Below are 15,501 nucleotides of genomic sequence, written 5' to 3'. Positions count from 1 at the left end.
CGCTATCAATTATTGACGACCATGCTGAAAACACTCGATGTCGTTGCCGCCATCATCGAAAAAGACGACAAAATTTTACTGGCACAGCGCCCTGCCCACGCCGACCAGCCGGGCATGTGGGAATTTGCAGGCGGCAAAGTCGAGGCGGGAGAAACCCAGCCCGAGGCGCTTATCCGCGAGCTGCGTGAAGAGTTAGGTATTGAAGCACGCCCTGCGCAATACGTGGCCAGCCACCAGCGTGTAGTCTCGCAGCGGTTAATCAACCTGCACGCCTGGCACGTTCCTGCGTTTAGCGGCGAGCTCACGGCGCACTACCACAGCGAGCTGGCGTGGTGTACGCCGGAAGAGGCGTTTGGCTACGCCTTAGCCCCCGCGGATATCCCCCTTCTGGAAGCGTTTATTGTTTTACGCGACGCCAGACCAGCGGGTTCGTGCCAATAACGCGCTCGTCGCGCTGGCACTGCAGCAGAACGCCCTCCGCTTTCACCACGGCCCCTTCCGAGTAGTTCTGATTCTGATAGATGCAGCACTGATTACAGGGCTGCACCGTTTGATTCTGGCCGCTGGAGCTAAACACTTCCGGCGGCACATTCACTTCCACGTCCGGGCGAATGCGGTCAGCCTGCGCACCTGCGGTAAAGATCACACATAACGCGGTCAGTAGATAACGGTTCATAGACACATCTTCCTGTTGTTCCCTTGATAATGACTATAACGGTAAACCAGCGCGGAACCTTTAATATATCTCGTCATCGCTTTTAGTTATGACGCAGCGCATTTCATTAATTTCCCTTTCGCCCTGAATTTCTGCTTGCCAGACAAAGCAGTACGGGTGGTATAGTCAAAAAAACAACACAAAACGCATAAGTCATATACAAACATTATTATAAGAGGTTCTTATATCTATGGATCAGACACGCTCTCTGGAAAGTTTCCTTGCCCATGTTCAGCAGCGCGACCCGCACCAAAGCGAGTTCGCCCAGGCCGTGCGTGAAGTGATGACCACCCTGTGGCCCTTCCTTGAACAAAACCCGCGCTATCGCCAGATGTCTTTGCTTGAACGCCTTGTCGAGCCAGAGCGCGTGATCCAGTTCCGTGTGACGTGGGTGGACGATCGCAACCAGGTGCAGGTTAACCGCGCGTGGCGCGTACAGTTTAACTCGGCCATCGGTCCGTTTAAGGGCGGCATGCGTTTCCATCCGTCCGTGAATCTGTCGATTCTGAAATTCCTCGGCTTCGAGCAGACCTTTAAAAACGCGCTGACCACGCTGCCCATGGGCGGCGGGAAAGGCGGCAGCGATTTCGACCCGAAAGGCAAAAGCGAAGGCGAAGTGATGCGTTTCTGCCAGGCACTGATGACCGAACTCTATCGCCATCTTGGTCCTGACACCGACGTGCCTGCCGGTGATATCGGCGTGGGCGGACGTGAAGTGGGCTTTATGGCCGGGATGATGAAAAAGCTCTCCAACAACAGCGCCTGCGTCTTTACCGGCAAAGGGTTGTCGTTTGGCGGGAGCCTGATCCGCCCGGAAGCGACCGGGTACGGCCTGGTTTACTTCACCGAAGCCATGCTCAAGCGTCACGGCTTAGGTTTCGAAGGTATGCGCGTCGCGGTGTCCGGCTCCGGTAACGTGGCGCAGTACGCAATTGAGAAAGCGATGCAGTTTGGCGCTCGCGTAGTGACCGCCTCTGATTCCAGCGGAACGGTGGTGGATGAAGCGGGCTTCACGGCAGAGAAGCTGGCGCGCCTGTGTGAAATCAAAGCCAGCCGCGATGGACGCGTAGCGGATTACGCCCGGGAGTTTGGCCTGACCTACCTCGAAGGTAAACAGCCGTGGGGCGTGCCGGTGGATATCGCCCTGCCGTGCGCCACGCAGAACGAGCTGGATGCTGAAGCCGCGCGCACGTTAATTAGCAATGGTGTAAAAGCGGTCGCCGAAGGGGCAAACATGCCGACCACGATCGACGCGACGGACCTGTTCCTGGAGGCAGGCGTGCTGTTTGCACCGGGCAAGGCCGCCAACGCGGGCGGCGTCGCAACCTCCGGCCTCGAGATGGCGCAAAACGCCGCGCGTCTCGGCTGGAAGGCGGAGAAAGTGGATGCGCGCCTGCACCATATCATGTTGGATATTCACCACGCCTGCGTGGAATATGGCGGTGAAGCATCGCAAACCAATTACGTGCGCGGGGCGAATATCGCCGGGTTCGTGAAGGTAGCGGATGCGATGATTGGGCAGGGTGTGATTTAAGTTTTCGCTGCGTTCTCAACGTGTAGGCCCGGTAAGCGTTAGCGCCACCGGGCTTTTTTCAGGACGCAGAGCTGCTTTTCGCCGGGTGGCGGCTTCGCCTTACCCGGCCTACGGGTTAAGAGGCGGCCGCGCTCTTTTTCTTTTTGAAAGGTTTCTTCGCGCCACCACCGGGTGCAACCATCCCTCTGAAGCGCTTCACCGGCGTGCTGCGCGCCTGATCGATCAGCTGGTAAAGCGTCCCCACCAGCGGCTGCATAAAGTCCTGATAGCGGCACTGCTTCTCGCTGATCTGCGTCAGCACCGACTCCCAGTGCGCGGTCATGTCCGGCCTGGCGGCCAGCTCCGGCAGGGAATGAATCAGCGCGCGGCCCGGCTCGGTCGAATGGATATAGCGCCCCTTTTTCTCAAGAAAACCGCGCTTAAAGAGCAGCTCGATGATCCCCGCGCGGGTTGCCTCCGTACCCAGACCGTCGGTGGCGCGCAGGATCTTCTTCAGATCTTTATCCTGCACGAACCGGGCGATGCCGGTCATCGCGGACAGCAGCGTCGCATCGGTAAAATGGCGCGGCGGCTGAGTCTGACGTTCCACCACTTCCCCTTTTTCACACAGCAGCTCATCGTCTTTGGCAACGACGGGCAGCGGCGTGCCGTCGTTCTCCTCGTCACGCTCTTTATTCCCCAGCAGCGTGCGCCAGCCTGCTTCAGCAAGGAAACGGGCTTTCGCAATGAATTTCCCTTTCGCGATTTCCAGTTCGATCACGCATTTGCGGAACACCGCGTCCGGACAGAACTGCATCAGGTACTGGCGGGCGATCAGGTTATAGACCTTTGCTTCGTTGTCGGTCAGATTGACGTTGCTGGCGCGCGCCGTCGGGATAATCGCGTGGTGGGCGTCCACCTTTTTGTCGTCCCAGCAGCGGTTATGGGTGTCCGGGTTCACCACCGGCTGCGGCAGCAGATCCGGCGCATGCACGCTAATGGCGTTCATCACTGAATGACGACCGGCAAAATGCTCTTCCGGCAGATAGCGGCTATCTGAACGCGGATAGGTGATTAGCTTGTGGGTTTCATAGAGCTTCTGGCAAATGTCCAGCACGTTCTGCGCGCTGAGGCCAAAGCGCTTCGCGGCCTCAATCTGTAGGGCCGACAGCGAGAACGGCAGCGGCGCGGGTTCTGATTCCCGTTTATCGTTATAGCTGGTAACGATAGCCGGCTGCCCGGTAATGCGATTAACCACATGATCCGCCAGCGGGCGGTGCAGCAAACGCCCCTCTTCATCCTGATACGATTCGCAGGCATCGCTCGGCTGCCAGACGGCGGTAAAGCGCTCGTCTTTAGGCGTGACGATATGCGCTTTCACCTCAAAGAAATCTTTAGCGACGAAGTTCTCAATCTCTTCGTCACGACGCACGACCAGCCCCAGCACCGGCGTCTGCACGCGCCCCACGGAGAGCACGCCCTGATAGCCCGCGTTGCGCCCGAGGATGGTGTAGGCGCGGGTCATGTTGATACCGTACAGCCAGTCGGCGCGGGCACGCGCGAGCGCCGAGACGCACAGCGGAATAAACTCGCTGTTGGCGCGCAGGCGCGAAATGGCTCGCTCGACCGCCTGTGGGTTGAGGTCGTTGATCAGACAGCGCTGCACCTGCTGGCGCTTTTCCGGCGCCAGCTCCAGATAGTCCAGCACCTCATCGACCAGCAGTTGTCCTTCCCTGTCCGGGTCACCCGCGTGCACGATTTCTTCGGCTTCATGCAGGAAGCGCTTGATCACGTTGAGCTGTTTGGTGACTGAAGGCCGGGGCTGCAGGCGCCATTTTTCCGGCACGATGGGCAGATCGTTCAAATTCCAGCGGGCGTAGCGGCTGTCGTAGACATCCGGCTGCGCCTGCTCAAGCAGGTGACCGATACACCAGGTGACCACCTGCCCGTTACCGCATTCGATAAAGCCGTCGCCCTTGCGATGCGGCTTGGGCAGCACATCGGCAATGGCACGGGCCAGGCTCGGCTTTTCGGCAATAAACAACCGCATCGAATTAACGGATCTCAATCATCGGTCGGCCACCGCGCGCGGTTACCAGCTCGCCGATCGCCGTCAGGGTAATGCCGAACTCGGCGGCAGTGGCCTGGACCTCGGCTTCGGATTCCGGCGTGACCGCCAGCAGCAGGCCGCCGGAGGTTTGCGGATCGCACAGCAGGTTGCGCCATTCTTCTGGCATTTCGCCCATCAGGTGACCGTAGCTGGCGAAGTTACGCTGGGTACCGCCCGGGACCGCGCCCTGAGCAATGTACTCCTCCACGCCCGGCAGCTTCGGCACGTCCTGATACCAGACCTGCGCCTGCACGCCCGCGCCCTGACACACTTCGGAGAGGTGCCCCAGCAGACCAAAACCGGTCACGTCGGTCATCGCCTTCACGCCGTCGATATTGGCGAACGCCGCACCGGCGAGGTTCATCTGGCACATGACTTCGGTTGCCAGCCCTTTGTGCTCCGGTTTCAGTAGGGACTTTTTCTCGGCGGTGGTCAGCACGCCAATGCCCAGCGGCTTGGTGAGGAACAGCTTGCAGCCCGCCTGCGCGGTGCTGTTGCGCTTCACGCGTTCGGTCGGCACCACACCGGTGACGGCCAGGCCGAAGATAGGCTCCGGCGCATCGATAGAGTGACCACCGGCCAGCGCAATCCCTGCCTGCTGGCAGGCGAAACGGCCGCCATCAATCACTTCACGGGCCACTTCCGGCGGGATGGTGTTGATCGGCCAGCCCAGAATGGCGATCGCCATAATCGGCTTACCGCCCATGGCAAAGATATCGCTGATGGCGTTGGTGGCCGCAATGCGCCCGAAATCGAACGGATTGTCGACAATCGGCATAAAGAAGTCGGTGGTACTGATAATGCTGGTGCCGTTACCTAAGTCATAAACTGCAGCATCGTCGCGCGTTTCATTGCCGACAAGCAGGTTCGGGTCGACAAACTTCGCCTGTTCACTGTGCAGGATGGTCTCCAGCACTTTCGGGGAAATTTTACAACCGCAACCGGCTCCGTGGCTGTACTGCGTTAAACGAATGGTTTGCTCGCTCATGGACGTCTCCTGTCATCTCAATCGCGCTATGGTAGCGCTCATTCCATAAAGAGGTAAGTATGACTGTCTGAATTCTGCGGCAGATGCTCAGAATCCAGACAGTTTAGCGTGCGTTATCAGAAGCGGCTGACGAAAGGCGTGGTGTCCGGCACGCTGATGGTGCTGGAGGCTTTAAGCTGCGGGGTGCCGAGGTAGAGGAAACCGACAATTTTGTCATGCTCACCGCAGCCAAAACCGTCACGGACCGCCGGGCTTTCGGTCAGCGCACCGGTGCGCCAGATACCGTTGAAGCCTTGCGCGACGGCGGCCATTTGCATCGCCATCACCGCACAGCCCGCGGACATTTCCTGCTCCCAGACCGGCACCTTATGGCCCGCCTGACATTTTGCCACGACGGCGATGATCATCGGGGCGCGGAACGGGGCATTACGCGCCTTGTCGATCCCCTTCTCATCCTGCCCTGCGGCCAGCGCCCCCTGCTCCAGCAGCTGGCTGAAACGATCGCGTCCTTCGCCTTCAATTACAAAGAAGTGCCACGGCTGCAGTGTGCCATGATCGGGGGCACGCATGCCGGCCCGCAGAATGTTCTCCAGCTGCTCGCCTGCCGGGGCAGGTTCGGCCAGACGGGAAGCGCTACGGCGGTTAACAAGCAGTTCGAGTGCGTCCATTGGTTAACTCCTTTCTTGAAATTTACTCATAAAATTAACACGACGGCAGATTTTGTTACAGCCTGGCAGGCGATTCCTGCTGACAAGTGGCGGTTGGGTCATTACGATAACCCAACATTACCGTCCAGTGGCGACGGAAACAGTCATTTTCTGGTTAGGGAGAATACATGCGAACCCTTTGGCGAATTATTGCCGGTTTCTTTAAATGGACGTGGCGACTGCTCAACTTCGTCCGCAACCTGGTGATGAACATCTTCTTCATCCTGCTGGTTCTGGTTTGCGCGGGTATCTGGATGCACATCAGCAACGCGAATCAGGCGCAGCATTCGACTCGCGGGGCCTTGTTACTTGATATCACCGGCGTAATCGTTGATAAACCGTCAGCCAGCAACCGTCTGGGCGTAATCAGCCGTCAGCTGTTTGGCGCCACTTCAGACCGTCTGCAGGAAAATTCCCTGTTCGATATCGTCGATGCCATCCGTCAGGCCAAAGATGACCGCAACATCACCGGCATCGTGCTGGATCTGAAAGATTTTGCCGGCGGCGATCAGCCGTCTATGCAGTACATCGGTAAAGCGCTGCGCGAATTCCGCGACAGCGGCAAGCCGGTGATTGCCGTGGGCGACAGCTACAGCCAGGGACAATATTATCTGGCGAGCTTCGCCAATAAGATCTGGCTCTCCCCACAGGGTACGGTCGATCTGCACGGCTTTGCCACCAACGGCCTGTACTACAAATCGCTGCTCGATAAGCTGAAGGTCACCACCCACGTCTTCCGCGTCGGTACGTACAAATCTGCCGTGGAGCCGTTTATCCGCGACGATATGTCCCCTGCCGCCCGCGAAGCGGACAGCCGCTGGATTGGTGAGCTGTGGCAGAACTATCTGGGCACCGTTGCCGCGAACCGTCAGATTACGCCTGAACAGGTGTTCCCTGGCGCGCAGGGCGTGCTGGCAGGCCTGCGTAAGGTTGACGGTGATACCGCGAAATATGCGCTCGATAACAAACTGGTTGATGCCCTGGGCACCAGCGCCGAGATTGAAAAATCCCTGAGCAAACAGTTTGGCTGGAGCAAAGAGGACAAAAATTACAGTGCCATCAGCATGTATGATTACTCGACGAAGAAACCGGATGAGAACGGTGACAGCGTCGCGGTGGTCTTTGCTAACGGTGCGATCATGGACGGTCAGGAGACCCCGGGGAACGTGGGCGGCGATACTACCGCGTCACAAATCCGCGATGCGCGCCTGGATCCGAAAGTGAAGGCGATTGTCCTGCGGGTCAACAGCCCTGGCGGTAGCGTCAGCGCCTCCGAAGTGATCCGCGCTGAACTGGCCGCGGCGCGCGCCGCCGGCAAGCCGGTCGTCGTCTCAATGGGCGGAATGGCCGCCTCCGGAGGTTACTGGATCTCCACGCCAGCCAACTACATCGTGGCGAACCCAAGCACGCTGACCGGCTCGATTGGTATCTTCGGGGTGATCAACACCGTAGAGAACAGCCTGGATTCTCTGGGCGTGCATACCGACGGCGTAGCGACTTCTCCGCTGGCGGATGTCTCGGTGACCAAATCCCTGCCGCCGGAAGTCTCTGAGATGATGCAGCTCAGCATTGAGAACGGCTATAAACGCTTTATCACCCTGGTCGCAGACTCGCGTAAAAAGACGCCTGAGCAGATCGACCAGATTGCACAGGGCCACGTCTGGACCGGTCAGGATGCGAAGAGCAACGGACTGGTGGACAGCCTGGGTGACTTCGATGACGCGGTGAAGAAAGCCGCCGAACTGGCGAAGCTGAAGCAGTGGCATATCGAGTATTACCAGGACGAACCGTCGTTCTTCGATATGGTCATGGACAGCATGTCCGGCTCGGTACGCGCCATGCTGCCGGAGGCGCTGCAGGCTTACCTGCCTGCGCCGGTCGCCACGGCGGCAAAAGCGATGAAGGCGGAAAGCGATAAGCTTGCGGCCTTTAACGATCCACAGAGTCGTTACGCGTTTTGCCTGACCTGCGCGAACGTCCGTTAAAAACCGTCCCCTCTTCCCGCGAAGAGGGGATTTTTTTCTTTTGAAGAACAAGAACTCACTACCATGCAGAAGAAATCGATTTATGTAGCCTACACTGGCGGTACCATCGGTATGCAGCGCTCCGAAAACGGCTATATCCCCGTCTCCGGCCACCTTCAGCGTCAGCTTGCGCTGATGCCCGAATTCCACCGTCCGGAAATGCCTGACTTTACTATCCACGAATACGAGCCGCTGATGGACTCCTCCGACATGACGCCGGAAGACTGGCAGCACATCGCGGATGACATTAAAGCCCATTACGACCAGTACGACGGCTTCGTGATCCTGCACGGTACCGACACCATGGCGTTTACCGCCTCGGCGCTCTCCTTCATGCTGGAGAACCTGAGCAAGCCGGTTATCGTCACCGGGTCGCAAATTCCGCTGGCGGAACTGCGCTCAGACGGGCAGATCAACCTGCTGAACTCCCTGTACGTGGCGGCGAATTACCCGATTAACGAAGTGTCGTTGTTCTTTAACAATCGTCTTTATCGCGGTAACCGCACCACCAAAGCCCACGCCGACGGCTTTGACGCCTTTGCCTCACCTAACCTGCAGCCGCTGCTGGAGGCCGGTATTCATATCCGTCGTCTGGGAACCCCTCCTGCGCCGAACACCGCGGGCGAGCTGATTGTGCATCCGATTACTCCGCAACCGATTGGCGTGGTCACCATCTATCCGGGTATCTCTGCGGACGTGGTGCGTAACTTCCTGCGCCAGCCGGTGAAGGCGCTGATCCTGCGCTCCTACGGCGTGGGCAATGCGCCGCAGAACGGTGAATTCCTGAAAGAGCTTCAGGAAGCCAGCGAGCGTGGAATTGTGGTGGTGAACCTGACCCAGTGTATGTCCGGTAAAGTGAATATGGGCGGCTATGCCACCGGCAACGCGCTGGCGCATGCGGGGGTGATCAGCGGTTTCGATATGACCGTTGAGGCAACGCTGACTAAACTTCACTATTTACTGAGTCAGGATCTGGACATTCAGTCCATTCGCAGCGCGATGATGCAAAACCTGCGCGGCGAACTGACGCCTGACGAATAAGGAGGTCTCATGAAGCAACGCGCCCTGCTCCTGGTCGATTTGCAAAATGATTTCTGCGCGGGCGGTGCACTGGCCGTCGCCGAAGGTGACAGTACCGTTGACGTGGCCAACACGCTGATTGACTGGTGCAAAGCCCGCGGTGAAGCGGTTGTCGCAAGCCAGGACTGGCACCCGGCAAATCACGGCAGCTTTGCCAGCCAGCACAATGTCGAGCCCTTCACCCAGGGTGAACTCGACGGGCTGGCGCAAACCTTCTGGCCGGATCACTGCATACAGCAGACGGAAGGCGCGGCGCTGCATCCGCTCCTGAATCAAAAGGCCATCGATGCGGTGTTTCACAAAGGCGAAAACCCGGCTATCGACAGCTATAGCGCGTTTTTTGATAACGGGCATCGTCAGAAAACCGCTCTCGATGCGTGGTTACGTCACCACGAAATCACGGAGCTGATTGTGCTGGGGCTGGCAACGGACTATTGCGTGAAGTTCACCGTGCTGGATGCGCTTCAGTTAGGCTACACCGTCAGCGTCATCACCGACGGCTGCCGCGGGGTGAACATTCACCCGCAGGACAGCGCCCAGGCGTTTATGGATATGGCTGCGGAAGGCGCGACGCTGTATACGCTCGAAGACTGGCTGGAAACGCAGGCCTAGGCCTTTTAAGCCGGGTGGCGGCTGCGCCTTATCCGGCCTACTTCTTTGGTTTTGTAGGCCGGGTAAGCGTCAGCGCCACCCGGCAACCCCCCTCCGATCTCCCATAAAGTGAACTCCCTCGCAACCTCAGCGAAGCGGCAATGCTATTCTCTTTAGGCTGTTTTTTCGCCACACCTTTTCCGTGGCGTGGTTAATTTTATTAAGTCAAAGAGGAACTTGTATGAAACGTTTGCCCTTGCTGGCAGCATTACCCTTGCTTTGCGCGTCAGTGGCCTCCGCCAGTTCCCTGATGTCCGTGGGCTACTTTAACGGGGGTGGCGATGTCACCGCCGGACCGGGTGGCGATATCAATAAACTGGACGTTCGCCAGATCACCCACCTGAACTACTCGTTTGGTCTGGTCTATAACGACGAAAAAGACGAAACCAACGCCGCGCTGAAAGATCCGGCGAAGCTGCATCAAATCTGGCTATCGCCAAAAGTGGCGTCCGATCTGGCCTTAATCCCCACTCTGCGTAAGCAAAACCCAAATCTTAAGGTCCTGCTCTCCGTCGGCGGCTGGGGCGCGCGTGGCTTCTCTGGCGCAGCGGCAACCCAAGAGAGCCGCGCGGTGTTCATCCGCTCCGCACAGGAGATTGTCGAAAAATATGGTCTGGACGGGATCGATCTCGACTGGGAGTATCCGGTCAACGGCGCCTGGGGGCTGGTGGCAAGCCAGCCCGCCGACCGGGATAACTTTACCGCCCTGCTGAAGGGGATGCGCGACGCGTTCGGGCATAAAAAGCTGGTGACCATTGCGGTAGGCGCGAATGCGGAAAGTCCGAAAAGCTGGGTGGATGTGAAAGCCGTTGCGCCCCTGCTCGACTACATCAACCTGATGACCTACGACATGGCGTACGGCACGCAGTATTTTAACGCCAACCTGTATGACTCCAGCACCTGGCCGACGGTGGCCGCCGCGGACAAATACAGCGTCGATTTTGTGGTGAACAACTATCTGGCCGCCGGGCTGAAGCCGCAGCAGATGAATCTCGGGATTGGTTTCTATGGCCGCGTACCGAAACGCGCCGTGGAGACGGGCATTGACTGGACGAAACCCGATGCGCAAAAAAATCCGGCCACTCAGCCCTACTTCGGGCCGCAGGAGATTGGGTTATTCAAGTCACTCGGCTATGACCTGACCAAAGATACCTACGTGAAGTACAACGATATCGTCAAAAAGCTGCTGAACGATCCGCAGAAACGCTTTACTGAACACTGGGACGACCAGGCAAATGTGCCGTGGCTCTCGGTGAAAGGTGCCGATGGCAGCGCGCTGTTTGCGATTTCGTATGAGAACCCGCGATCCGTGGCGATCAAAGCGGACTACATCAAACAGAAAGGGCTCGCCGGAGCAATGTTCTGGGAGTATGGCGCGGATGACGAAAACCAGTTAGCGAAGCAGCTGGCGGCGTCGCTCGGGATCCCACACTAAGGTGTAGTGAGCCGGGTGGCGCTAGCGCTTACCCGGCCTACAGGGAGAGCCTTATTTGAAAGTCGCAATCGGCTTCGGCGTGATACCGAAGTCCTCTTTCAGCTCACGCTTGCTCTTCATCACCATCTGACCACGGGTGTCGATCGTCATGTGCTGCGCGTCGGTGTTGTTGCGCGCCTGCCACAGCATCACCAGCTGCAGGCTGTTCTCTTTCTGCTCCGGGGTCAGCGCGACGCCATCGGGCCATTTTCCCAGCTCTACGGCGGTGACCAGACGCTGATAAATTTCCGGCGTCATACCGCTAATCATGTCTTCAATATTCACAATCCCGCCCTTTCGAAGGAATAATTTGCTGAATCGTTTTTTCAACCCTTGATCTGGTCGCCATTCTCATCATCGGTGAAGCTCATTGAGGCTGAATTCACGCAGAAACGCTCGCCCGTTGGCTGAGGGCCATCCGGGAAGACGTGCCCAAGGTGCGCATCGCAGTTGCCACAGCGAATTTCCGTGCGCACCATGCCGTGCGACGAGTCGGTCAGATAGCGGATAGCCTCATCGCTCACCGGCTCGTAAAAGCTCGGCCAGCCGCAGCCCGAATCAAATTTCGTTTGTGAATTAAACAGCGGGGCATCACAGACCAGGCAGTGGTAGACACCGTCCCGCTTGTTGTGCAGTAAACGCCCGGTGAACGGGGGTTCCGTTCCGTGGTTCTGCGTCACGTAAAACTGCATTTCTGTGAGGTTTTTTTTCAAATCGTCAGGGTTACGTTGATTCGACATATGCTTACATCTCGCTGTAGAAACAGACATCTTTTACCCCGCATTCTAACAAAACATTAACACCCTTGCGTGCACTTTTGATCTAAACTTATGTGTCGCGAAAAGGCGGTCAGGCAATTGTGATCACATTCACATTTTTATCCTGCGAGGACTTTAAAATTCCGGGCGCAGCCCCCATGTGGTTGCAAGCTCAAAGGGAAAGTGAGGCGAGTCAGTCGCACAAACGTTAGTCACAGGATTGATTTGTCGCAATGATTGACACGATTCCGCTTGACGCTGCGTAAGGTTTTTGTAATTTTACAGGCAACCTTTTATTCACTAACAAATAGCTGGTGGAATATATGACTATCAAAGTAGGTATCAACGGTTTTGGCCGTATCGGCCGTATTGTTTTCCGTGCTGCTCAGAAACGTTCTGACATCGAAATCGTTGGTATCAACGATCTCCTGGACGCTGAATACATGGCGTACATGCTGAAGTACGACTCAACTCACGGTCGTTTCGACGGCACCGTTGAAGTGAAAGACGGCCACCTGGTTGTAAATGGCAAAACCATCCGCGTTACTGCTGAGAAAGACCCAGCTAACCTGAAATGGAACGAAATTGGTGTTGACGTTGTTGCTGAAGCAACCGGTATCTTCCTGACCGACGAAACTGCACGTAAACACATCACTGCTGGTGCGAAGAAAGTTGTTCTGACTGGTCCTTCCAAAGACAACACCCCAATGTTCGTTCGTGGTGCAAACTTCGAAACTTACGCTGGCCAGGATATCGTGTCTAACGCATCCTGCACCACCAACTGCCTGGCACCGCTGGCTAAAGTTATCAACGACAACTTCGGCATCATCGAAGGTCTGATGACTACCGTTCACGCAACCACCGCTACTCAGAAAACCGTTGATGGCCCGTCTCACAAAGACTGGCGCGGCGGCCGTGGCGCGGCTCAGAACATCATCCCATCCTCTACCGGTGCGGCTAAAGCTGTAGGTAAAGTACTGCCAGAACTGAATGGCAAACTGACTGGTATGGCGTTCCGCGTTCCAACTCCTAACGTATCCGTTGTTGACCTGACCGTTCGTCTGGAAAAAGCTGCTTCTTATGAAGAAATTAAGAAAGCAATCAAAGCTGCTTCCGAAGGCCCAATGAAAGGCGTTCTGGGTTACACCGAAGACGACGTTGTTTCTACCGATTTCAACGGCGAAGTGTGCACTTCCGTGTTCGATGCTAAAGCAGGTATCGCACTGAACGACAACTTCGTTAAACTGGTATCCTGGTACGACAACGAAACCGGCTACTCTAACAAAGTACTGGACCTGATCGCTCACATCTCCAAATAAGTTGAGATGAGTGTTTGATCCAAAAAGGCGACTTCGGTCGCCTTTTTTATTTATAAGACAGAGGATTGCTTAATGATTAATAAAATTTTTGCACTTCCGGTAGTCGAACAACTTACCCCTGTGCTCTCCCGCCGCCAGATTGACGGTGCTGACGTTATCGTCGTTGACCATCCACGCGTTAAGGCCTCCGTGGCGCTGAACGGCGCCCACCTGCTCTCATGGAAACCCGAAGGTGAAGCAGAGGGATTGTGGCTGAGCGATGCGACCTCTTTCAAAAAAGGGGCGGCGATTCGCGGCGGCGTACCGATCTGCTGGCCGTGGTTCGGCCCGTCCGCACAGCCAGGTTTGCCTTCTCACGGTTTTGCCCGTAACCAGCAGTGGACCCTGAAAGCGCATAACGAAGACGACAACGGCGCCGTGCTGACCTTTGAACTGCAGGCTAACGATGAAACCCGCGCGCTCTGGCCGCACGATTTCACCTTGTACGCCCGCTTTAAGCTGGGTAAAACCTGTGAAATCGAACTGGAAGCCCATGGCGAGTTCGAAACCACCTCCGCCCTGCACACCTATTTCAACGTGGGTGACATCAGCGCAGTGAAGGTGAGCGGCCTTGGCGATACCTTTATCGACAAAGTCGATAACGCCAAAGAAGGGAAGCTGAGTGACGGCGTTCAGGCGTTTCCTGACCGTACCGACCGCGTCTATCTGCATCCGGAAGCATGCAGCGTGATCCACGACGGTGCCCTGAACCGCGGCATTGAGGTGGTACATCACCACCATAGCAACGTGGTGGGCTGGAACCCGGGTCCGGCGCTGTCTGTCAGCATGGCCGACGTGCCTGACGACGGTTATAAAACGTTCGTCTGCGTGGAAACCGCCTGCGTGACCACCCCGCAGAAAGCGAGTGAAGAGAAGCCATCTCGTTTAGGGCAGACGATCCGCATTGTTAAGCGATAATTTCACTGCACCACACTAAAGCAAACGGGGCGCATGCGCCCCGTTTTAATGCATCAATTGCACACTTTGAGTGCACAATCAGAACTTGTAGGTCACACCGACAGAGAAGATGCCTGCCCAGGACTTGTCGACCATCGGGCTATCCTTCACTTCATCGCTCAGACGCTCATAACGGCCAGTACCGTACACGCTCCAGTCGCCGAGGAAGTTATAGCTCGCGGTCAGCTCCAGGTACGGATCCCAGCCGTCATCTGCGCTGTAACTCTTCAGACCGCTACGACGGGACTCGTTTTTAGAGACGCCATAATAGTAGTCGTTGTAGTTCTCGCTGTTGTACTGCACACCAATCCCCGGGGTCAGAGTCAAAGCACCGTTGGTATAGCGGTACAACCACGCCAGGTCCCAGATAAAACCGTTGCTGTTATCCAGCGTATCGCCTGCCAGGGCCGTACGCAGGAAGCCATACTGGGTGTTATGCACATAAGAGAGGCCGGCCATCATCGAGCTTTTACGCTTGTCGAGCTGGCGAAGCGCGTGGCTGTCGCTGTCACCCGGCTTGAAGTGCGTCGGATCGTAGTAGGCCATGATGGAGAGCTTATCGGCCGTATCGTTCCACAGATAGTAGCCGCCGCCGAGCCCACGGAACCAGACGTTATCCCCTTCATAGGTGATAACGGGAACAGGGTAAACATCACGGTCATACTGTTTGTACGGGCTGTTAATGACGCCAACACCCGCGCCAACCGTCCACTGACTTTCCGCCTGTGCGGTGCTTACTGCGGTCGCGGCAAGGATGCCTAATGCCAGAAGTTTGAGTTTGGTCACAATCCATTCTTTCCTGTAGTCAAATAATCAGCGGGTGAAGTGTAACCGCCATTCCCGTACATCCCAAAATTTTTTGCCTGCTAATCAGTCCGATTAACCCATTATTTTTAACTTATCAGATGACAACCTGCTTTCATTTACATGAACGCTGAATGAAAAACGTGCTTTTGCCTTATTACCAGAGTGGAAATTTTTGGATGAGTTATTGATATGTCATTGAAAGTAGATTTTATGGGCATGCAAGTTTTGCAAATGCCATCTACGCTTTAATTTAAGAAGAGTTTTCCTGAACACCTGCGGTTCTTAGCGTCTGACCTGGCACACAGGTTGCTGCTCTGGCAGTGAGGTGCGAGAGATTCTCTTCCGGGAGCCTCCACTAC

The 15,501-nt window shown here is 56.5% G+C and carries 15 protein-coding genes; 8 read left to right on the top strand and 7 right to left on the bottom strand.

Going from position 1 to position 15,501, the window contains the following annotated elements; all coding sequences use genetic code 11:
• Window positions 1–21 precede the first annotated feature (21 nt).
• Window positions 22–441: a pyrimidine (deoxy)nucleoside triphosphate diphosphatase gene (locus tag V1572_RS11630; RefSeq protein ID WP_045910244.1), complete on the top strand. Its 420-nt coding sequence runs from the start codon at window positions 22–24 to the stop codon at window positions 439–441.
• Here the strand turns inward: V1572_RS11630 and V1572_RS11625 are convergent.
• Window positions 398–676, bottom strand: a complete 279-nt coding sequence (locus V1572_RS11625; protein WP_045910243.1) for a DUF1496 domain-containing protein — start codon at window positions 674–676, stop codon at window positions 398–400. The genes V1572_RS11630 and V1572_RS11625 overlap by 44 nt on opposite strands.
• A 229-nt stretch (window positions 677–905) precedes the next feature.
• On the opposite strand from V1572_RS11625, the gene gdhA reads away from it, so the two are divergent.
• Entirely contained in the window at window positions 906–2,249 is a 1,344-nt protein-coding gene (gene gdhA, locus V1572_RS11620; protein ID WP_008500700.1) for an NADP-specific glutamate dehydrogenase, read from the top strand.
• A 115-nt stretch (window positions 2,250–2,364) separates the two neighbouring features.
• On the opposite strand, the gene V1572_RS11615 is transcribed toward gdhA, so the two are convergent.
• From V1572_RS11615 to V1572_RS11605, 3 genes are all read right to left on the bottom strand, one after another.
• Window positions 2,365–4,278, bottom strand: a complete 1,914-nt coding sequence (locus V1572_RS11615; protein ID WP_045910241.1) for a DNA topoisomerase III — start codon at window positions 4,276–4,278, stop codon at window positions 2,365–2,367.
• A gap of 4 nt (window positions 4,279–4,282) precedes the next feature.
• Complete coding sequence (selD, locus tag V1572_RS11610; protein WP_008500702.1) at window positions 4,283–5,326, bottom strand: selenide, water dikinase SelD; 1,044 nt, start codon at window positions 5,324–5,326, stop codon at window positions 4,283–4,285.
• A gap of 116 nt (window positions 5,327–5,442) precedes the next feature.
• Window positions 5,443–5,994, bottom strand: coding sequence for an NAD(P)H nitroreductase (locus tag V1572_RS11605; RefSeq protein WP_045910240.1), 552 nt, complete (start codon window positions 5,992–5,994; stop codon window positions 5,443–5,445).
• A 167-nt stretch (window positions 5,995–6,161) separates the two neighbouring features.
• On the opposite strand from V1572_RS11605, the gene sppA reads away from it, so the two are divergent.
• The 4 genes from sppA to V1572_RS11585 all read left to right on the top strand — a co-directional run bounded on the left by sppA (window position 6,162) and on the right by V1572_RS11585 (window position 11,223).
• Window positions 6,162–8,018, top strand: a complete 1,857-nt coding sequence (gene sppA, locus V1572_RS11600; RefSeq protein ID WP_045910239.1) for a signal peptide peptidase SppA — start codon at window positions 6,162–6,164, stop codon at window positions 8,016–8,018.
• Window positions 8,019–8,081: 63 nt separating this feature from the next.
• A complete protein-coding gene (gene ansA, locus V1572_RS11595) occupies window positions 8,082–9,098 on the top strand; it encodes an asparaginase (protein ID WP_008500705.1) in 1,017 nt (338 codons plus the stop codon).
• 9 nt (window positions 9,099–9,107) lie between these two features.
• Entirely contained in the window at window positions 9,108–9,749 is a 642-nt protein-coding gene (gene pncA, locus V1572_RS11590) for a bifunctional nicotinamidase/pyrazinamidase (protein WP_167212768.1), read from the top strand.
• A 220-nt stretch (window positions 9,750–9,969) separates the two neighbouring features.
• Window positions 9,970–11,223, top strand: coding sequence for a glycoside hydrolase family 18 protein (locus V1572_RS11585; protein ID WP_395299126.1), 1,254 nt, complete (start codon window positions 9,970–9,972; stop codon window positions 11,221–11,223).
• Between the two features lie 51 nt (window positions 11,224–11,274).
• Here V1572_RS11585 and V1572_RS11580 read toward each other — a convergent pair whose 3' ends face one another.
• Window positions 11,275–11,547, bottom strand: a complete 273-nt coding sequence (locus V1572_RS11580; protein ID WP_023327144.1) for a YeaC family protein — start codon at window positions 11,545–11,547, stop codon at window positions 11,275–11,277.
• A 41-nt stretch (window positions 11,548–11,588) separates the two neighbouring features.
• Window positions 11,589–12,002 carry a peptide-methionine (R)-S-oxide reductase MsrB gene (msrB, locus tag V1572_RS11575; RefSeq protein ID WP_008500710.1) on the bottom strand — a complete coding sequence of 138 codons (414 nt, stop codon included), beginning with the start codon at window positions 12,000–12,002 and terminating at the stop codon, window positions 11,589–11,591.
• Window positions 12,003–12,343: 341 nt separating this feature from the next.
• Between msrB and gapA the strand changes: the two genes are divergently transcribed.
• Together gapA and V1572_RS11565 are read left to right on the top strand one after the other, a co-directional pair.
• Window positions 12,344–13,339, top strand: coding sequence for a glyceraldehyde-3-phosphate dehydrogenase (gene gapA / locus V1572_RS11570; protein WP_006809136.1), 996 nt, complete (start codon window positions 12,344–12,346; stop codon window positions 13,337–13,339).
• Between the two features lie 72 nt (window positions 13,340–13,411).
• Entirely contained in the window at window positions 13,412–14,296 is an 885-nt protein-coding gene (locus V1572_RS11565; RefSeq protein ID WP_248221155.1) for a D-hexose-6-phosphate mutarotase, read from the top strand.
• Window positions 14,297–14,374: 78 nt separating this feature from the next.
• Here the strand turns inward: V1572_RS11565 and V1572_RS11560 are convergent, their stop codons facing one another.
• A complete protein-coding gene (locus V1572_RS11560; protein ID WP_045910236.1) occupies window positions 14,375–15,121 on the bottom strand; it encodes a MipA/OmpV family protein in 747 nt (248 codons plus the stop codon).
• Between the last annotated feature and the right edge of the window lie 380 nt (window positions 15,122–15,501).

The organism is Enterobacter quasiroggenkampii (assembly GCF_043972695.1).
In the GTDB taxonomy this organism is placed as follows: domain Bacteria; phylum Pseudomonadota; class Gammaproteobacteria; order Enterobacterales; family Enterobacteriaceae; genus Enterobacter; species Enterobacter quasiroggenkampii.
Note: the sequence above shows the minus strand (reverse complement) of the source record. Positions and strands in the feature narration are given on the sequence as shown.

What these genes read in the sequence shown, in the direction of transcription:
- V1572_RS11630 (WP_045910244.1), top strand. Translation starts at nt 22, where the DNA reads ATGCTGAAAACACTCGATGTCGTTGCCGCCATCATCGAAAAAGACGAC.
- V1572_RS11625 (WP_045910243.1), bottom strand. Translation starts at nt 676, where the DNA reads ATGAACCGTTATCTACTGACCGCGTTATGTGTGATCTTTACCGCAGGT.
- gdhA (WP_008500700.1), top strand. Translation starts at nt 906, where the DNA reads ATGGATCAGACACGCTCTCTGGAAAGTTTCCTTGCCCATGTTCAGCAG.
- V1572_RS11615 (WP_045910241.1), bottom strand. Translation starts at nt 4,278, where the DNA reads ATGCGGTTGTTTATTGCCGAAAAGCCGAGCCTGGCCCGTGCCATTGCC.
- selD (WP_008500702.1), bottom strand. Translation starts at nt 5,326, where the DNA reads ATGAGCGAGCAAACCATTCGTTTAACGCAGTACAGCCACGGAGCCGGT.
- V1572_RS11605 (WP_045910240.1), bottom strand. Translation starts at nt 5,994, where the DNA reads ATGGACGCACTCGAACTGCTTGTTAACCGCCGTAGCGCTTCCCGTCTG.
- sppA (WP_045910239.1), top strand. Translation starts at nt 6,162, where the DNA reads ATGCGAACCCTTTGGCGAATTATTGCCGGTTTCTTTAAATGGACGTGG.
- ansA (WP_008500705.1), top strand. Translation starts at nt 8,082, where the DNA reads ATGCAGAAGAAATCGATTTATGTAGCCTACACTGGCGGTACCATCGGT.
- pncA (WP_167212768.1), top strand. Translation starts at nt 9,108, where the DNA reads ATGAAGCAACGCGCCCTGCTCCTGGTCGATTTGCAAAATGATTTCTGC.
- V1572_RS11585 (WP_395299126.1), top strand. Translation starts at nt 9,970, where the DNA reads ATGAAACGTTTGCCCTTGCTGGCAGCATTACCCTTGCTTTGCGCGTCA.
- msrB (WP_008500710.1), bottom strand. Translation starts at nt 12,002, where the DNA reads ATGTCGAATCAACGTAACCCTGACGATTTGAAAAAAAACCTCACAGAA.
- gapA (WP_006809136.1), top strand. Translation starts at nt 12,344, where the DNA reads ATGACTATCAAAGTAGGTATCAACGGTTTTGGCCGTATCGGCCGTATT.
- V1572_RS11565 (WP_248221155.1), top strand. Translation starts at nt 13,412, where the DNA reads ATGATTAATAAAATTTTTGCACTTCCGGTAGTCGAACAACTTACCCCT.